The 13593-nt window shown below is 69.0% G+C and carries 12 protein-coding genes; 6 read left to right on the top strand and 6 right to left on the bottom strand.

What is annotated here, in order from left to right; translation table 11 throughout:
• Nucleotides 1–30 precede the first annotated feature (30 nt).
• From ASG87_RS16495 to ASG87_RS16480, 4 genes are all read right to left on the bottom strand, one after another.
• On the bottom strand, nucleotides 31–708 hold the full coding sequence (locus tag ASG87_RS16495; RefSeq protein ID WP_056007748.1) for a Fe2+-dependent dioxygenase: 678 nt from the start codon (nucleotides 706–708) through the stop codon (nucleotides 31–33).
• A gap of 74 nt (nucleotides 709–782) precedes the next feature.
• On the bottom strand, nucleotides 783–3101 hold the full coding sequence (locus tag ASG87_RS16490) for a catecholate siderophore receptor Fiu (RefSeq protein WP_056007746.1): 2319 nt from the start codon (nucleotides 3099–3101) through the stop codon (nucleotides 783–785).
• A 314-nt stretch (nucleotides 3102–3415) separates the two neighbouring features.
• Nucleotides 3416–5542: a M13 family metallopeptidase gene (locus ASG87_RS16485; RefSeq protein WP_056007743.1), complete on the bottom strand. Its 2127-nt coding sequence runs from the start codon at nucleotides 5540–5542 to the stop codon at nucleotides 3416–3418.
• A gap of 454 nt (nucleotides 5543–5996) precedes the next feature.
• Nucleotides 5997–6659: a DUF502 domain-containing protein gene (locus ASG87_RS16480; RefSeq protein ID WP_082583046.1), complete on the bottom strand. Its 663-nt coding sequence runs from the start codon at nucleotides 6657–6659 to the stop codon at nucleotides 5997–5999.
• Between the two features lie 131 nt (nucleotides 6660–6790).
• Here ASG87_RS16480 and ASG87_RS16475 point away from each other — a divergent pair, with 131 nt between their 5' ends.
• Together ASG87_RS16475 and ASG87_RS16470 are read left to right on the top strand one after the other, a co-directional pair.
• Nucleotides 6791–7324, top strand: coding sequence for a sigma-70 family RNA polymerase sigma factor (locus ASG87_RS16475; RefSeq protein WP_056007737.1), 534 nt, complete (start codon nucleotides 6791–6793; stop codon nucleotides 7322–7324).
• Nucleotides 7325–7326: 2 nt separating this feature from the next.
• Nucleotides 7327–7989, top strand: coding sequence for a hypothetical protein (locus tag ASG87_RS16470; protein ID WP_056007735.1), 663 nt, complete (start codon nucleotides 7327–7329; stop codon nucleotides 7987–7989).
• 339 nt (nucleotides 7990–8328) lie between these two features.
• Here the strand turns inward: ASG87_RS16470 and ASG87_RS16465 are convergent, their stop codons facing one another.
• Both ASG87_RS16465 and ASG87_RS16460 read right to left on the bottom strand, forming a co-directional pair.
• The gene (locus ASG87_RS16465) at nucleotides 8329–8784 is read right to left on the bottom strand and encodes a DUF4442 domain-containing protein (protein ID WP_056007732.1); all 456 of its coding nucleotides are present in this window, start codon (nucleotides 8782–8784) and stop codon (nucleotides 8329–8331) included.
• Nucleotides 8785–8906: 122 nt separating this feature from the next.
• Complete coding sequence (locus tag ASG87_RS16460; protein ID WP_056007729.1) at nucleotides 8907–9782, bottom strand: tetratricopeptide repeat protein; 876 nt, start codon at nucleotides 9780–9782, stop codon at nucleotides 8907–8909.
• Between the two features lie 119 nt (nucleotides 9783–9901).
• Between ASG87_RS16460 and ASG87_RS16455 the strand changes: the two genes are divergently transcribed.
• The 4 genes from ASG87_RS16455 to ASG87_RS16440 are packed head-to-tail and all read left to right on the top strand — an operon-like array spanning nucleotide 9902 to nucleotide 13455.
• Nucleotides 9902–10564 carry a paraquat-inducible protein A gene (locus ASG87_RS16455; RefSeq protein ID WP_082583045.1) on the top strand — a complete coding sequence of 221 codons (663 nt, stop codon included), beginning with the start codon at nucleotides 9902–9904 and terminating at the stop codon, nucleotides 10562–10564.
• The gene (locus tag ASG87_RS16450) at nucleotides 10561–11184 is read left to right on the top strand and encodes a paraquat-inducible protein A (protein ID WP_056007726.1); all 624 of its coding nucleotides are present in this window, start codon (nucleotides 10561–10563) and stop codon (nucleotides 11182–11184) included. Before ASG87_RS16455 ends, ASG87_RS16450 begins: the two co-directional genes overlap by 4 nt.
• A complete protein-coding gene (locus ASG87_RS16445; protein ID WP_056007723.1) occupies nucleotides 11177–12844 on the top strand; it encodes an MlaD family protein in 1668 nt (555 codons plus the stop codon). Before ASG87_RS16450 ends, ASG87_RS16445 begins: the two co-directional genes overlap by 8 nt.
• Nucleotides 12841–13455 carry a PqiC family protein gene (locus ASG87_RS16440; protein WP_056007720.1) on the top strand — a complete coding sequence of 205 codons (615 nt, stop codon included), beginning with the start codon at nucleotides 12841–12843 and terminating at the stop codon, nucleotides 13453–13455. Before ASG87_RS16445 ends, ASG87_RS16440 begins: the two co-directional genes overlap by 4 nt.
• Nucleotides 13456–13593 lie beyond the last annotated feature (138 nt).

Genomic DNA, 13593 nt, shown 5'->3' with positions numbered 1-13593 from the left:
TCGCCGCGCGGTGGGAACAGGCCGGAGCGATCAGGTCTCCGACCAGCGTCGCAGCAGGTTGTGGTACACGCCGGTCAACTGCAGCACGGCGGCGGCATCGGCGCCCGTCGCGGTGAGCTGCTGGATCGAGTTGTCCAGCTCGAACAGCAGGCGGCGCTGGCCGTCGTCGCGGACCAGGCTCTGCACCCAGAAGAACGAGGCCAGGCGGGCGCCGCGCGTCACCGGCTGCACCCGGTGCAGGCTGCTGGAGGGGTAGACGATGGCGTCGCCGGCCGGCAGCTTCACCTCGTGCTCGCCGTAGGTGTCGCTGACGATCAGCTCGCCGCCGTCGTAGCTGTCCGGGTCGCTGAGGAACAGCGTGCAGGAGACGTCGCTGCGCAGCTGGCCGGCGTCGGGCAGGGCCATCACCGCGCCGTCGACGTGGAAGCCGTAATGGCCGCCGCCTTCGTAGCGGTTGAAGCGCGGCGTCAGGGTGCGCAGCGGCAGCACCGCCGCGTGATAGAGCGGATGGCGCGCCAGCGCCGCCAGTACCAGTTGCCCCAGTTGCGCTCGCAGCGGCGAGGCATCCGGCAGTTGCAGGTTGCGCTTGACCTTCGCGCCCTGGGCGCCGACGGTCTCGCGGCCGTCGGTCCAGTCGGCCGCGTCCAGCGCCTGCCGGCACTGCGCCACCTGGTCGGGAGTCAGGACGTCGGGAAGGTGCAGGAGCATGGTCCGGGTTCCTCAAAAGCCAAGGCCTTCCCCGGCGGGGGAAGGCCTTGAGTGTGCCCTAGTAAGGCGACGGATCAGAAGCGGAAGTTGGCCGTCAGCAGGGCCGAGCGCGGCGTGCCCGGCGTGTAGCGGTAGCCGCTCTTGTTGATGGCCGATACGTATTTCTTGTCGGCCAGGTTGTAGACGTTCAACTGCAGGTCGAAATGCTTGTTGACGGCGTAGGTCGCCATGGCGTCGAACACCATGTAGGACTTGGTGTAGTCCGGCGTGCCCACGGCGCCGTCCTTGCCGCGCTTCATCTCGCCGGCATAGCGCGCGCCGCCGCCGATGGTCAGGCCGAACGGGAGCTGGTAGGTCGTCCATGCGGTGAAGGCGTACTTGGGCGTGTAGGCCAGGTCGCTGGAGCCGTCCTGCGAGACCACCGTGCCCCTGATGACCTTGGTGTCCATCGTGGTGAAGCCCGAGCTGACCGACCAGCGGTCGCTCAGCTTGCCCACGGCGCTGAGCTCCACGCCGCTGACGCGCTTCTTGCCGGTCTGGTAGTAGAGGCCGTCGTCGCCCTGGGCGATGTCGTTGCTAACCTCGGTGCGGTAGACCGCGGCGGTGAGCAGCAGGTCGTCGCCGAACAGGTTCCACTTCGTGCCCAGCTCGGCGGTGCGCGCCTTCTGCGGATCGAACGCGGGGTTGTCCGCGCTGTTGGCCGAGGAGCTCAGTTGCAGCTGGGCGCCGCCCGGCGGCTGCGCGGAGACGGCGTAGTCGGCATAGACGCTGCCGTTGGCGGCGGGCTTGTAGACCACGCCGATCTTCCAGTTCAGCAGGTTGTCCGACTTGGTGGCGTCCACGCCCGGGACGACGGTGCCGGTGGGCGAAGCGCCGCAGGCCGGTGCGCCGCGGCCGCCGCAGGCCACCGTGCTGTCGAACTCGGTCTTGTAGTGGTCCAGGCGCACGCCGCCGGTGACCAGCCACTGCTCGCCGAACTTCAGGGTGTCGAACGCATAGGCCGCCTCGGTGGTGGTCTTGCCTTCGCTGCCGGTGCCGTTGCGGCCCCAGACCAGTCCGGTGGCGCTGTCCGGGTTCGGGTGGTACACGCTGGCCGGCGTCCACTTGCTGCCGTTGAGCGCGGCCACGCCCACGGTGGACAGCTTCTCCTGGGTCAGCTCGATGCCGGTGCTGAGGCTGTGCTCGACGCTGCCGGTATGGAACGACGTGGTGAAGTTGGTCTGGTTGGTGACGATCTTGTTGGTGTTGTCCTTGAACGTCGGATTGCTGCGCGCGACGGTCCAGGTGGACGGGTCGGCGGGATCCGGCGTGACCAGGTTGGCCGCGCTGTACATGAACGAGGTGAGCAGGTAGTCCTGGTGCGTCTTGCCCCAGCGCGTGGTGTTGCGCAGCACGGCGCCGTTGGCGAAGTCGTGCTCGACGCGCACCGTGGCCATGTCGGCCTTGACGTGGTCGTGGTCGGCATCGGTGCCGTAGAACTTGTCCTGGTCGGCGCGCGGCGCGCCGTTCAGCCACGGGCGGGTCGGGTCGGGGCTGCGGTAGCTGGGCAGGCCGATGGTGGCCACGCCGCCGTCGGGCACGTTGTTCTGCTTCACGTGCAGCAGGTCGATGTAGAGCCGGGTCGGCGTGCCGAGGCCGAAGGCCAGCGAGGGCGCGACGCCCCAGCGGTTGTTCTCCACGTCGTTGCGGCCGGCCACGCCGGCCTTCTGGCCCAGCACGTTCAGGCGGAAGGCGCTGTGCTCGCCGATCGCCTGGTTCCAGTCGGCGGTGGCGCGCTTGCGGTTGGCGTTGCCGTAGGAGACCGAGCCGGACACGGCGTTCATCAACTGCGGCTGCTTGCTGACCAGGTTGATCGCGCCGCCGGCCGAGGTGCGGCCGTTGTCGGTGCCGGCGGGGCCCTTCTCGACCTCGACCTGCTCGATGTTGAACACGTCGCGGGAGATCGAGCCCATGTCGCGCACGCCGTCGACGAAGATGCTGCTCGACGCGTCGAAGCCGCGCATGTAGACCGCGTCGCCGGTCGAGGTGCTGCCGTTCTCGCCGACGTAGAAGGTGCCCACGCCGGGGCTGTTGCGCAGCGCCTCGGTCAGCGTGGTGGCGCCCTGGTCCTGGATGAGGTCCTTGGAGATGACGCTGATGGTCTGCGGGGTATCCAGCAGCGGCTGGGTGAATTTCGGCGACGACACCTTGTCGACGTGGTAATCCGCGCCGCGGTTCGCCTCCACCTTCACGCCGGGCAGGTTCTTGGTGTCGGACACCTGCGCGGTGGTGCCGGTGTCCGCCGCCAGGGCCGGGTGCGCCAGCGCGAAGCTGGTCAGCAGGGTGGCGGCGGTGGCGGCGCCCAGGGACTGGCGACGGTTGACGGCATGCTTGCGGCTCTTGATGAAGGCCATTGCTGGAGTTCCTTAGCGTTGCGATACGTGCTTCCGGGCGCCTCGAAGGCATGCCGGCGACCCGCGCAGCAGGCGCCGCCCGCCGCTTGCGCCATCGGGTTCGTCGTGTCCGGAAAAAACGGCGCACCGGCATCCGCGCCGGGGCGCGGGCTGGGGCGATCTCCCCATAGTAATTTTAATGAGAATGATTTGCAATAAATTCGTAATGGCGAGGCGCGGTGCCCAATGCATGCGCCAACGAAAAGGCCCCGCATTCGCATGCGGGGCCTTCGCGTCATGCCGCGGCCGGGCCGCGGCGGTTCAGCGGGCAGGGCTTACCAGATCTTCACCTGCTTGTCGGCCGGGCGGACCATGGCGCTGCCCGGCTTGCACTGGAACGCCGTGGCGAAGGCTTCCATGTTCGACGGCGCGCCGATCGCGCGCAGCGAGGCCGGCGCGTGCGGATCGGTGTTGAGGTACAGCAGCGCCTGCTTCTCGCGCACGCTGCCGCGCCATACGCGGGCCCAGTTCAGGAAGAATCGCTGGTCGGGCGTATAGCCGTCGATCTGCTTGCCGGCCTCTTCCGGATGCTGCTTCAGCGCCGCCTGCAGGGCGTCGTACGCGACGTTCAGGCCGCCCAGGTCGGCGATGTTCTCGCCCAGGGTCAGCTTGCCGTTGACGTGCGCGTCCGGCTTGTCCTTGATCGGCGTGTAGTCGTTGAACTGCTGCACCAGCTTGTCGGTGCGCGCGTCGAACTTGGCGCGGTCTTCCTTGGTCCACCAGTTCACGTTGTTGCCGGCGCCGTCGAACTGGCTGCCCTCGTCGTCGAAGCCGTGGCTGGCCTCGTGGCCGATCACCGCGCCGATGCCGCCGTAGTTGATCGCATCGTCGGCGCTGGCGTCGAAGAACGGCGGCTGCAGGATCGCGGCCGGGAAGTTGATCGTGTTGTCGGTCGGGTTGTAGTAGGCGTTGACCGTCTGCGGGGTCATGCCCCATTCCTTGCGGTCGGTCGGCTTGCCGATCTTGGCGATGTCGTAGTCGTAGTTGAACTTCGCCGCCGCCATCACGTTGCCGTAGTAGCTGTCGGGGCCGACGGTCAGGCCCGACCAGTCGCGCCACTTGTCCGGGTAGCCGATCTTGGGCAGGAAGGTGTCCCACTTGGCGATCGCCTTGGCCTTGGTCTCGTCGCTCATCCAGTCGAGGTTCTGGATGCGCGCCTTCAGCGCGTTGCGCACGTTGTCGACCAGCTCCTGCGCGCGCTGCTTGGCTTCGGGCTTGAACATCTTGTCGACGTACAGCTTGCCCAGCGCCTCGCCCATGGAGCCGTTCACCGCGCCCAGCACGCGCTTCCAGCGCGGCTTCTGCTCGGGCTGGCCGGCCAGGGTCTTGCTGTAGAAGTCGAACTTGTTGTCCTGGAAGCCCTTGCTCAGGTAGTTCGAGGCGTCGTCGATGACGTGGAAGCGCAGGTAGGCCTGCCACTGGTCGATCGGCGCGCTGGCGAGCAGCTTGTCGAACTCGGCGAAGAACTTCGGCTGCGACAGCGAGAAGCCCTTGTCGACGGTCACGCCCTGCGCGGCGAAGAACTTCTCCCAGCTGAAGTGCGGGGTGACCTTGTCGGCGTCCTTGACGCTGACGAAGTGGTACTGGTTGGCCGGGTCGCGCTCTTCCACCGGCGCCAGCGAGGCCTTGGCCAGTTCGGTCTCGAACGCCAGCACCTGGTCGGCCTGCTTCTTCGCGTCGGCCTCGGAGACGCCGGTCAACTGCAGCGCCTTGGCGATGTAGGCCAGGTAAGCCTTGCGCTCCTCGGCATGCTTCGGGTCGAGGTAGTAGTCCTTGGTCGGCAGGCCCAGGCCGCTCTGGTTGACGTAGGCGATCTGCATGTCGGCGTGCTTGAAGTCGGCGCCCGAGCCGAAGGAGAACACCTGCAGGTCGCCGCCGGCGAAGCTCTTGTCGAGGTAGTCGGCCACGTCGGCGCCGTTCTTCAGGCCGGCGATGGCGTCGAGCTTGGGCTTGATCGGCTCGAAGCCGGCCTTCTCGATGGCGTCCTCGTTCATGCCGGACTGGTACAGGTAGCCGATCTTCTGCTCGACCGAGCCGGCCGGGGCCTGCGCGGCGCCCTTGGCGGCCGCCTCGACGATGTCGTGCTGGGTATTCAGGCTGTTCTCGGCGAGCTGGTCGAAGGCGCCCCAGCGGGTGCGATCGGACGGGATCGGGTTGGCGGCGACCCACTTGGCGTTGACGAAGCCGTTGAAGTCCTGGCAGGCGTCGATGCCCTTGTCCAGTTCGCTGACGTCGAACACGCTCTTCGGTGCGGCCGCGGCCGTCGCGGCGGTGCCGGCGGCTGCAGGGGCAGTGCTGCTGGCGGCCGGCGCGGCCTGCTCGGCGTCGTGCTTGCCGCAGGCGGTCAGCGACAGGGCCAGGCTCACGGCGAGCGCAAGCGGCTTCAGATACGGCTTGGACATGGATATCCCTCTGTGAAGAAGTGCCCGTAGGCGGATGGTATGGGTATGGCGGCGTCTCCCCCGGCGCGGCCATGACTTTTCACGCTATGCCATGAGTCATGGGCCAGACAGTGTCAAAGGTCAGGGGTGGCCGGGGCAGGATAGCGTGGCGGCCGGACTGTTTCCGGGCCGGCAGGGCGCATGATGCGACCAGTTCAGGAAGGGTGGGGCGGCGGGCCTGCCGGGTGTGCTCAAGCGCGGCGGCAGCGGGCGGACGCCTGCGGCACGGTCGCCGTGCCAGCGGTGTGCTGGCGCAGTGGCCGGTCGCCGGGTCGGCCGGCGGCTGGATCTCGGGCACGGCCTGGGTGAAGCGGTGCGGCATCGGGCGGAGCAGGGAAATCCTGGGCGGGCCGGTTGCGGAAGCACGGCGGCGTGCGTGCGATGCAGCCAGCCACATCGCGCACGGAACGCGCCTCTACGGCCTGGAGGCGGGCAGGCCGGGCGAGGCGGGCAGCGTGTCGGGCGCCACCGCGCCGCCGGAGATGATGAAGGCCATCGCCTGGTCCATCGTCCAGTCGGTCGGGGTCAGCTCGTCCAGCGGCACCACTTCGAGGTAGCCGCCGGTGGGGTTGGGCGTGGTCGGGATGTATACCGCCGCCATCTCGCGGCCGCTGCCTTCCTCGGTCATCACGCGGGTGACGAAGCCGACCACCTTCATGCCCTGGCGCGGGAAATCGACCAGCACCACGCGCTGCACCCCGGACGGCTTCTGCTGCAGCACCGCCATCAGCTTCTTGGTACCGCCGTAGATCGTCTGCACCAGCGGGATGCGCGCCAGCAGGCCGTCGAAGGCGTCGAGGATGCGCCGGCCGATCACCCGGTGCGCCAGCGCGCCCAGCAGGTACAGCGCGCCCAGGGTGATAAGCAGGGCGAGCACGAAGACCAGCCACTCGCTGTTCAGCGAGGCCGCCGTGCGCGGCGCCGCCAGCGCGATCGCGCCCAGCAGCGCGGCCACCAGCGGCGCGCCGATGCCGGCCAGCAGGCCCAGCACGAACTTGAACACCGCCCAGGTCACCCACAGCGGGATGAAGGTGAGCAGGCCGGTCAGCAGATAGCGCTTGAGTCGCAGGGGCGGCATGGGCATACCGTGGGGGGAATGGCCGCCCATTGTAGGCGTGCCGGCGCGGCGTTGCCGGGCCGAAGCGCCATGGCCGTGATTTTTTCCGCGCCCGTGCGAATCATGGATCGGACAACGGGGATTCCGGCGGCATGACCGACAGACAACACCAGCAACGGTTCGAGGCGCTGCTGCGCGAGCATCGCAGGATCATCTTCAAGGTGGCCTCGGTCTACGCCAGCGAGGCGGAGGACCGCAACGACCTGGCGCAGGAGATCAGCGTGCAGTTGTGGCGCTCGTTCGGCGGCTACGACGAGCGGCGCGCGAAGTTCTCCACCTGGCTGTACCGCATCGCGCTGAACGTGGCGATCTCGCAGCGGCGGCGCGAGAAAGGCTCGCTGGCGCACCGCACCGAGCCGCTGGACGAGCGCCACCTGGAAACCGTCGGCGGCGGCGAGCCGATCGCCGAGCAGGACGAGCGCCTCGCCGCGCTGTACGCCTTCATCGGTGAGCTCGACGCGCTCAACCGCGCCTTGATCCTGCTGTACCTGGAAGACCGCAGCTACGCCGAGATCGCCGAGATCCTCGGCATCAGCGAGACCAACGTGGCGACCAAGATCGGCCGCGTCAAGCAGACCCTGCGCGGCCGCATGACGGCCGCGCCCACGTCCACCGCAAGGGCATGACCATGGAACTCGACGACTTCAAGCAGGCCTGGCAGGCATTCGACCATCGGCTGGAGCAACAGTACGCGCTGAACCTGCAACTGTTCCGCGACGGACGGCTCGACAAGCTGCGGCGCGGCCTGCGCCCACTGGTATGGGGGCAGGCGGTGCAGATCGCTTTCGGCGTCGCCGCGATGCTGTGGGGCATTTCGTTCTGGGCCACGCACCTGGGCGTGGCGCATCAGATGGCATGCGGCATCGCGATGCAGGTATTCGGTACCCTGATAGTCGCTTTCGCCGGACAACTGCTGCACCAACTGCAGGCTATCGACTACGCCGCGCCTGTGTTGGAGATCCAACGCCGTCTCGCTCGGCTGCGCGCCTGGCGCGTGCGAGTGGAGGCGCCGGTGTTCGCCTTGCTGGGCAGCGTCATCTGGGTACCCGCGGTACTCATGCTGATCCAGTATGCCTTCGACCCGTGGAATGGCGACTATCGGTCGCATGCACCGTGGCTGGCCACCTATCTGGTATTCAGCGGTGCCGTTTCGCTGGCACTGGCACTGCTGGCGTACGGGCTGATCCGCCGGGCGGGGCATCGTCGCTGGCTGGAGAACAACTTCGCCGGCAGCAGCGTGCGCAAAGCGGAAGTGATGCTGGAGGAGATCGCCCGCTTCGAGCGGGAGTGAAGTCCCTGGCCTGTAATGCCGCGTTCGTGCCCACCACTCCAACCCGCCACCCCGTCATTCCGGCGAAGGCCGGAATCCAGTGAAAAGGCCATGCGTAGCACACAAAGCCGTTTTGCCTGCTGCGCAGAAGTGGCCTGACTGGATTCCGGCCTTCGCCGGAATGACGGTGAGGGAGGTTGGGGCTGCGGAGAGCAGGAGAAACAAGAGGCTGTGATGAACCCGGGGCTGCGAGGAGCCGAGGTGCCAAGGACGAAGGCGGCAAGGAACAGGCAAGGGGCAGGCCAAGGAGCCGGAAGCGGTCGGCGCACCTTCCCGGAAGCGGTCAACACACCTTCGGCATCAACTGCGCACCTTCGGCTTCAATCGCACGTAGAGCTGCTTGCGCACGCGGGCGATCACCTCGCCGGCGGCGGTGGTCACCTCGGTCTCGAACCAGCGCAGCACCTTGTCGCCGCTGGCGGCGGCGTTGCGCAGTTCCTCGACCACGGCGGGCTCGAGCCTGAAGTGCGCGTAGACGTCCTCGCGGCCGGGGGCGACGAAGTCGATCGCGCCGGCCTTGTCCCATACGTAGTAGTCGCTGCCGAGCTGGTGCATCACCATCAGCATCCAGAACGGGTCGGTCATCGCGAACAGGTTGCCGCCGAACTGGGTGCGCACGTAGTTGCGGTTCCACGGGCGCAGCCGCAGCACCACCCGCGCCTCGCTCCAGTCGTCGTTGAGCCGCTGCAGCCGCATGCTGTTGAGCAGGAACGGCGGCCACAGGTTGAACAGGCGACGGAAGGTGGATGCGCGCATGGGAGGCCGGGTAGCTGGGCGGAGGCGCCAGCATACCCGAACATACTTGTGCGTATGGAATGATGGCCGCCTTGCCCGGGGGAAGGCGGCTGTTTATCGCCTTGGCCTGATCGCCTTACTGGCTAGAACAGCAGCGAGGCCATCCGGCGGCGGTAGCGGCCGACCAGCTCGGCGTCGTCCAGGGTGGCGAAGGCGGCGAGCAGGCGCTTCTTCGCGGCGCCGTCGTTCCAGTCGCGGGCGCGTTCGAGGATGGCGAGGAACTGGTCGAGGCCGGCCGCGGCGTCGCCTTCCAGCAGCAGGCGCACGCCGAGCAGGTCGCGCGCGGCCCAGTCGCCGGCGTCGGCATCGACGCGCCGGCGCAGTTCGTCCAGGGCCGGCGCGCCGGCCAGCGCGGCGGCCAGGTCCAACTGGCTGCGCAGGCGCACGGCGCGGGCATCGGTGGCGAGGTTGGCCGGCAGCGCGTCGAGTTCGGCGCGGGCCGGCTCGACCTGGCCGGCGCGCATGAGCGCAAGGGCGAGGTCGAGCTTCAGCTCCGGCCGGTCCGGCTCGGCCGCGATGGCCTGCCGCAGGCGGTCGATCGCCTCGGCCGGGGATTCGGGCGTTTCCTCGATCGCGGCCTCGGCGGCGGCCGCCAGCGGCTGCACGTGGCGCGAAAGGAATTCGCGCAACTGGCCTTCCGGCAGCGCGCCGGCGAAGCCGTCGAGCGGCTGGCCGTCCTTGACCAGGATCACCGTGGGAATGCTGCGGATGCCGAACATGCCGGCCAACTGCGGGTTCTGCTCGACGTCCACCTTGCCGAGCCGGAACGCGCCGTTGTATTCGCCGGCGAGCTTTTCCAGCAGCGGCCCGAGGGTCTTGCACGGCTCGCACCAGTCGGCCCAGAAGTCGAGCAGCACCGGCGTGGCGAGCGAGGCTTCGAGCACGTCGGCCTCGAAGCCGTCCTGGCTGACGTCGAATACGTGGGCGGGTGCTTGGGCGGTGTCGAGGTCGGGACTCACGGGAACTCTCCGGCGGCAGATCGCCAACAGATCAGGGCGCCGCCGAGCATATCAAGAGGCGGCGGCCGGGCAGGCGCGCGGCATGTCGCCTTCACGGCGCAGCATGCGAGAATCCGCGCATGACCACGCCGGCATCGAGTCTTCCATCCAGGCGCGCGCCATCGCCCGCGGCGCGGTCGGCGCTGCTGGTCTGCGAGCATTGCGACACGGTGTACCGGCGGCGCACGCTGGGCTACGGCGAGGTGGCGCGCTGCGCCCGTTGCCAGGCGGTGCTCGAACGCCACCAGGTGTTCGGGGTGGACAGCATGCTGGCGCTGGTGCTGACGGCGCTGATCGTGTTCCTGATCGCCAACGTCTGGCCGGTGGTGACGCTGGGGCTGGGTGCGCAGCAGATCAGCACCACGCTGTGGGGCATGATCGTGGTGATGTGGCAGCAGCAGTCGCAGGTGGTGTCGGTGCTGGCCGCGGCCACGCTGTTCTTCTTCCCGCTGGGCAAGATGCTGCTGCTTGGCTGGGTGCTGTGGCACGCGCGCAGCGGCCGCCGCGCGCCGGGCTTCACCCCGGCGATGGTGGCGCTGCACTACGTGCAACCCTGGACGATGAGCGAGGTGTTCGTGCTCGGCGCGCTGGTGGCGATCGTCAAGGCGCACAACTATTTCGACGTGGTGGCCAACCCGGGCATCTACGCCTATGCGGGGCTGATGCTGCTGATCACGCTGTTCTCGGGCATCGACCTGCGCCAGTTGTGGGACCTGGCGCCGGAACCGGGGCCGGCCGCATGAGCGCGCTGCCGCGCGCGCGCGACCTGGGCCTGATCGGCTGCCACGTCTGCGGTCTGGTGTGCCGCGACGTCGGCCGGCACGATGCCGCCTGCCCGCGCTGCGGCTCGGCGCTGCACCGGCGCAAGACCGCCAGCCTGGCGCGCACCTGGGCGCTGCTGATCGCCGCCTTCATCCTGTACCTGCCGGCCAACCTGCTGCCGATCATGCGCACGGTGAGCCTGGGCGACGTCGACGACAACACCATCCTGAGCGGCGTGATCGAGCTGTGGGTGAAGGGATCGCCCGACCTGGCGGTGATCGTGTTCACCGCCAGCATCGTGGTGCCGATGCTGAAGTTCCTGGTGCTCGCCACCTTGCTGCTGAGCGCGCGCAGTGGCACCGACTGGGCGCAGCGGCAGCGCGCCCGGCTGTACCGGCTGGTCGAGTTCATCGGCTACTGGTCGATGCTCGACGTGTTCGTGGTGGCGCTGCTGACCGCGCTGGTGCGCTTCAATTTCCTCAGCCGGGTGGAGCCGCTGCCTGGCGTGGTGTTCTTCGGGCTGACCGTGGTACTTACCATGCTCGCTTCCATGAGCTTCGACCCCCGCCTGATCTGGGACGGCAGGACCAACGATGACTGACAACCCCACGCCATCGCGCGACGAACTGCCCGAACCAGTGGTGCAGCGCCGCCGCTTCAACGCCTCGCTGATCTGGCTGGTGCCGGCGCTGGCCGCGCTGGTCGGCCTGTCGCTGGTGGTGCACGGCTGGATGCAGGCCGGGCCCAACATCACCATCACCTTCCAGACCGCCGAGGGGCTGGAAGCCGGCAAGACGCCGGTGAAGTACAAGAACGTGGTGATCGGCAAGGTCAACCGCATCGATCTGACCCGCGACCGCAGCAAGGTGCGGGTGCGGGTGGCGCTGGAGAAGAGCGCCGAGAGCTTCGCCACCGCCGGCACGCGCTACTGGGTGGTGCGGCCGCGGATCGGGCTGGGCGGCGTGTCGGGCGTGGACACGCTGCTGTCGGGCGCCTTCATCGGCGCCGACACCGGCGATTCGCAGGAGTACCGCAACGAGTTCACCGGCCTGGAGATCCCGCCGGCGGTGCCGCACGGCGCGCCGGGCAAGAGCTTCAGCCTGCACAGCGACGACCTGGGCTCGCTGGACATCGGCTCGCCCGTGTACTTCCGGCGCATCCAGGTCGGCCGCGTGGTGTCCTACCAGTTGGACAAGGACGGCAAGGGCGTCTCGCTGCAGATCTTCGTGGACGGTCCCAACGACCGCTTCGTCACCACCTCGACGCGCTTCTGGAACGCCAGCGGCGTGGACGTCTCGCTGGGCGCCAACGGGCTCAAGCTCAACACCCAGTCGCTGGCCACCGTGCTGGCCGGCGGCGTGGCCTTCCAGGACCCGCGCGGCCCGCACGACAGCACGCCGGCGGCGGAAGGCGCCAGCTACAAGCTGTTCGGCGACCAGGTCACGGCGATGGCGCCGCCGGACGGCGAGCCGCACTACATCCGCATGCGCTTCGAGCAATCGCTGCGCGGCCTGGTGGTGGACGCGCCGGTGGAGTTCCTCGGCATCAACATCGGCCGCGTGGTATCGATCAACCTCGACTACGACGACAAGAAGCAGCGCTTCCCGGTGACCGTCGGCGCGGTGGTCTATCCGCAGCGGCTCGGCCGCGCCTACGACAAGCTGTCCGAGTTGGCCAAGGCCCGCGGCGAGCCCGACCTGTCGATCATGCTCGGCCGCCTGATCGAGCACGGCCTGCGCGCGCAGGCGCGCACCGGCAACCTGCTCACCGGCCAACTCTACATCGCGATGGACTTCATCCCGAACGCGCCGAAGGCGGATTTCGACCCGGCCGGCAAGCCGCTGGAGATCCCGACCGCGCCGGGCAGCTTCGACAAGCTGCAGGAGCAGATGGCCGAGATCGTGGACAAGCTGCAGAAGATCCCGTTCGACAGCATCGGGCGCAACCTCGACCAGACCCTGGGCGAGCTGAACCGCACGCTGAAGCAGGTCAACGGCGAAGTGCTGCCCGAGTTCAGGAACACGCTCAAGGGCGCGCAGCAGACCCTGGGCACGGCCGACCAGGCCCTGTCGAACGATTCGCCGCTGCAGCAGAACCTGGGCGACACGCTGAAGCAGTTGCAGCGCATGGCGCGCTCGCTGCGCGTGCTCACCGATTACCTGGGCGTGCATCCGGAGGCGCTGATCCGCGGCCGCCCGGCCGACCCGCCCCAGGCCCGGCCGGCCCCGGCGCAGGCACCGAAACAAGGAAGCAAGCCATGATCCGTCTGCGATACCTGACCGGCGGCGTCCGTTACCTGGCCGGCAGCGCCCTGGCGCTGGCGCTGGCCGCCTGCAGCTCGGCGCCGCTGCACTACTACACCCTGGTGCCGCCGGCCGCGGAGGCGCCCGCCGGGGCGCCGGCGGCGTTCCAGTTCGAGCTGCTGCCGGTGGGCGTGCCGGCCCAGGTCGACCAGCCGCAACTGGTGGTCCGCCAGGGCGGGCAGGGCGTGGCGCCGCTGAACGGCGAGCGCTGGATCGCGCCGCTCGCCGACGAGGTGCGCGGCGCGCTGTCGGCCGACCTCGCCCATGCCTTGAACACGCAGGACGTCACCGGCCTGCCGGCCGGCAGCAAGCCGGTGCTGCGGATCAAGCTGGACCTGCGCCGCTTCGACTCGCAGCCGGGCGAGTACGCCCTGATCGATGCGGCCTGGAGCGTGCGCCAGCCCAAGGGCGGCGCCGTGCTGGCCTGCACCAGCCGCATCCGCGAGTCGGTCGGCCCCGGCTACGACGCCCTGGTGCAGGGCCACCAGCAGGCGCTGGCCCGGCTCGCCGCGCAGATCGCCGCCGTTGCCGGCCCGGTCGCCGCGGGCCAGCCCGCAAGCTGTCCCTAGGAGTACGCCCCGGGCAGCCTCGCGGGTGCGGCCAAGGTCGCGCCGGCTCCTGTGGCTGGCGTCGTGGCCGAAGCCGCTCCTGCGGCGCGGCCGGGACAGGCAGCCCGGCCAAGGCTGGGCGGTATCCCACCCGCGCGC

This window comes from Frateuria sp. Soil773, from assembly GCF_001428405.1.
Classification (GTDB): domain Bacteria; phylum Pseudomonadota; class Gammaproteobacteria; order Xanthomonadales; family Rhodanobacteraceae; genus LMSL01.
This window is presented reverse-complemented; position numbering and strand designations above follow the sequence as displayed.

Bases quoted from the DNA above. Each gene is read 5' to 3' on its own strand.
- ASG87_RS16495 (WP_056007748.1), bottom strand. From the start codon at position 708: ATGCTCCTGCACCTTCCCGACGTCCTGACTCCCGACCAGGTGGCGCAG.
- ASG87_RS16490 (WP_056007746.1), bottom strand. From the start codon at position 3,101: ATGGCCTTCATCAAGAGCCGCAAGCATGCCGTCAACCGTCGCCAGTCC.
- ASG87_RS16485 (WP_056007743.1), bottom strand. From the start codon at position 5,542: ATGTCCAAGCCGTATCTGAAGCCGCTTGCGCTCGCCGTGAGCCTGGCC.
- ASG87_RS16480 (WP_082583046.1), bottom strand. From the start codon at position 6,659: ATGCCGCCCCTGCGACTCAAGCGCTATCTGCTGACCGGCCTGCTCACC.
- ASG87_RS16475 (WP_056007737.1), top strand. From the start codon at position 6,791: ATGACCGACAGACAACACCAGCAACGGTTCGAGGCGCTGCTGCGCGAG.
- ASG87_RS16470 (WP_056007735.1), top strand. From the start codon at position 7,327: ATGGAACTCGACGACTTCAAGCAGGCCTGGCAGGCATTCGACCATCGG.
- ASG87_RS16465 (WP_056007732.1), bottom strand. From the start codon at position 8,784: ATGCGCGCATCCACCTTCCGTCGCCTGTTCAACCTGTGGCCGCCGTTC.
- ASG87_RS16455 (WP_082583045.1), top strand. From the start codon at position 9,902: ATGACCACGCCGGCATCGAGTCTTCCATCCAGGCGCGCGCCATCGCCC.
- ASG87_RS16450 (WP_056007726.1), top strand. From the start codon at position 10,561: ATGAGCGCGCTGCCGCGCGCGCGCGACCTGGGCCTGATCGGCTGCCAC.
- ASG87_RS16445 (WP_056007723.1), top strand. From the start codon at position 11,177: ATGACTGACAACCCCACGCCATCGCGCGACGAACTGCCCGAACCAGTG.
- ASG87_RS16440 (WP_056007720.1), top strand. From the start codon at position 12,841: ATGATCCGTCTGCGATACCTGACCGGCGGCGTCCGTTACCTGGCCGGC.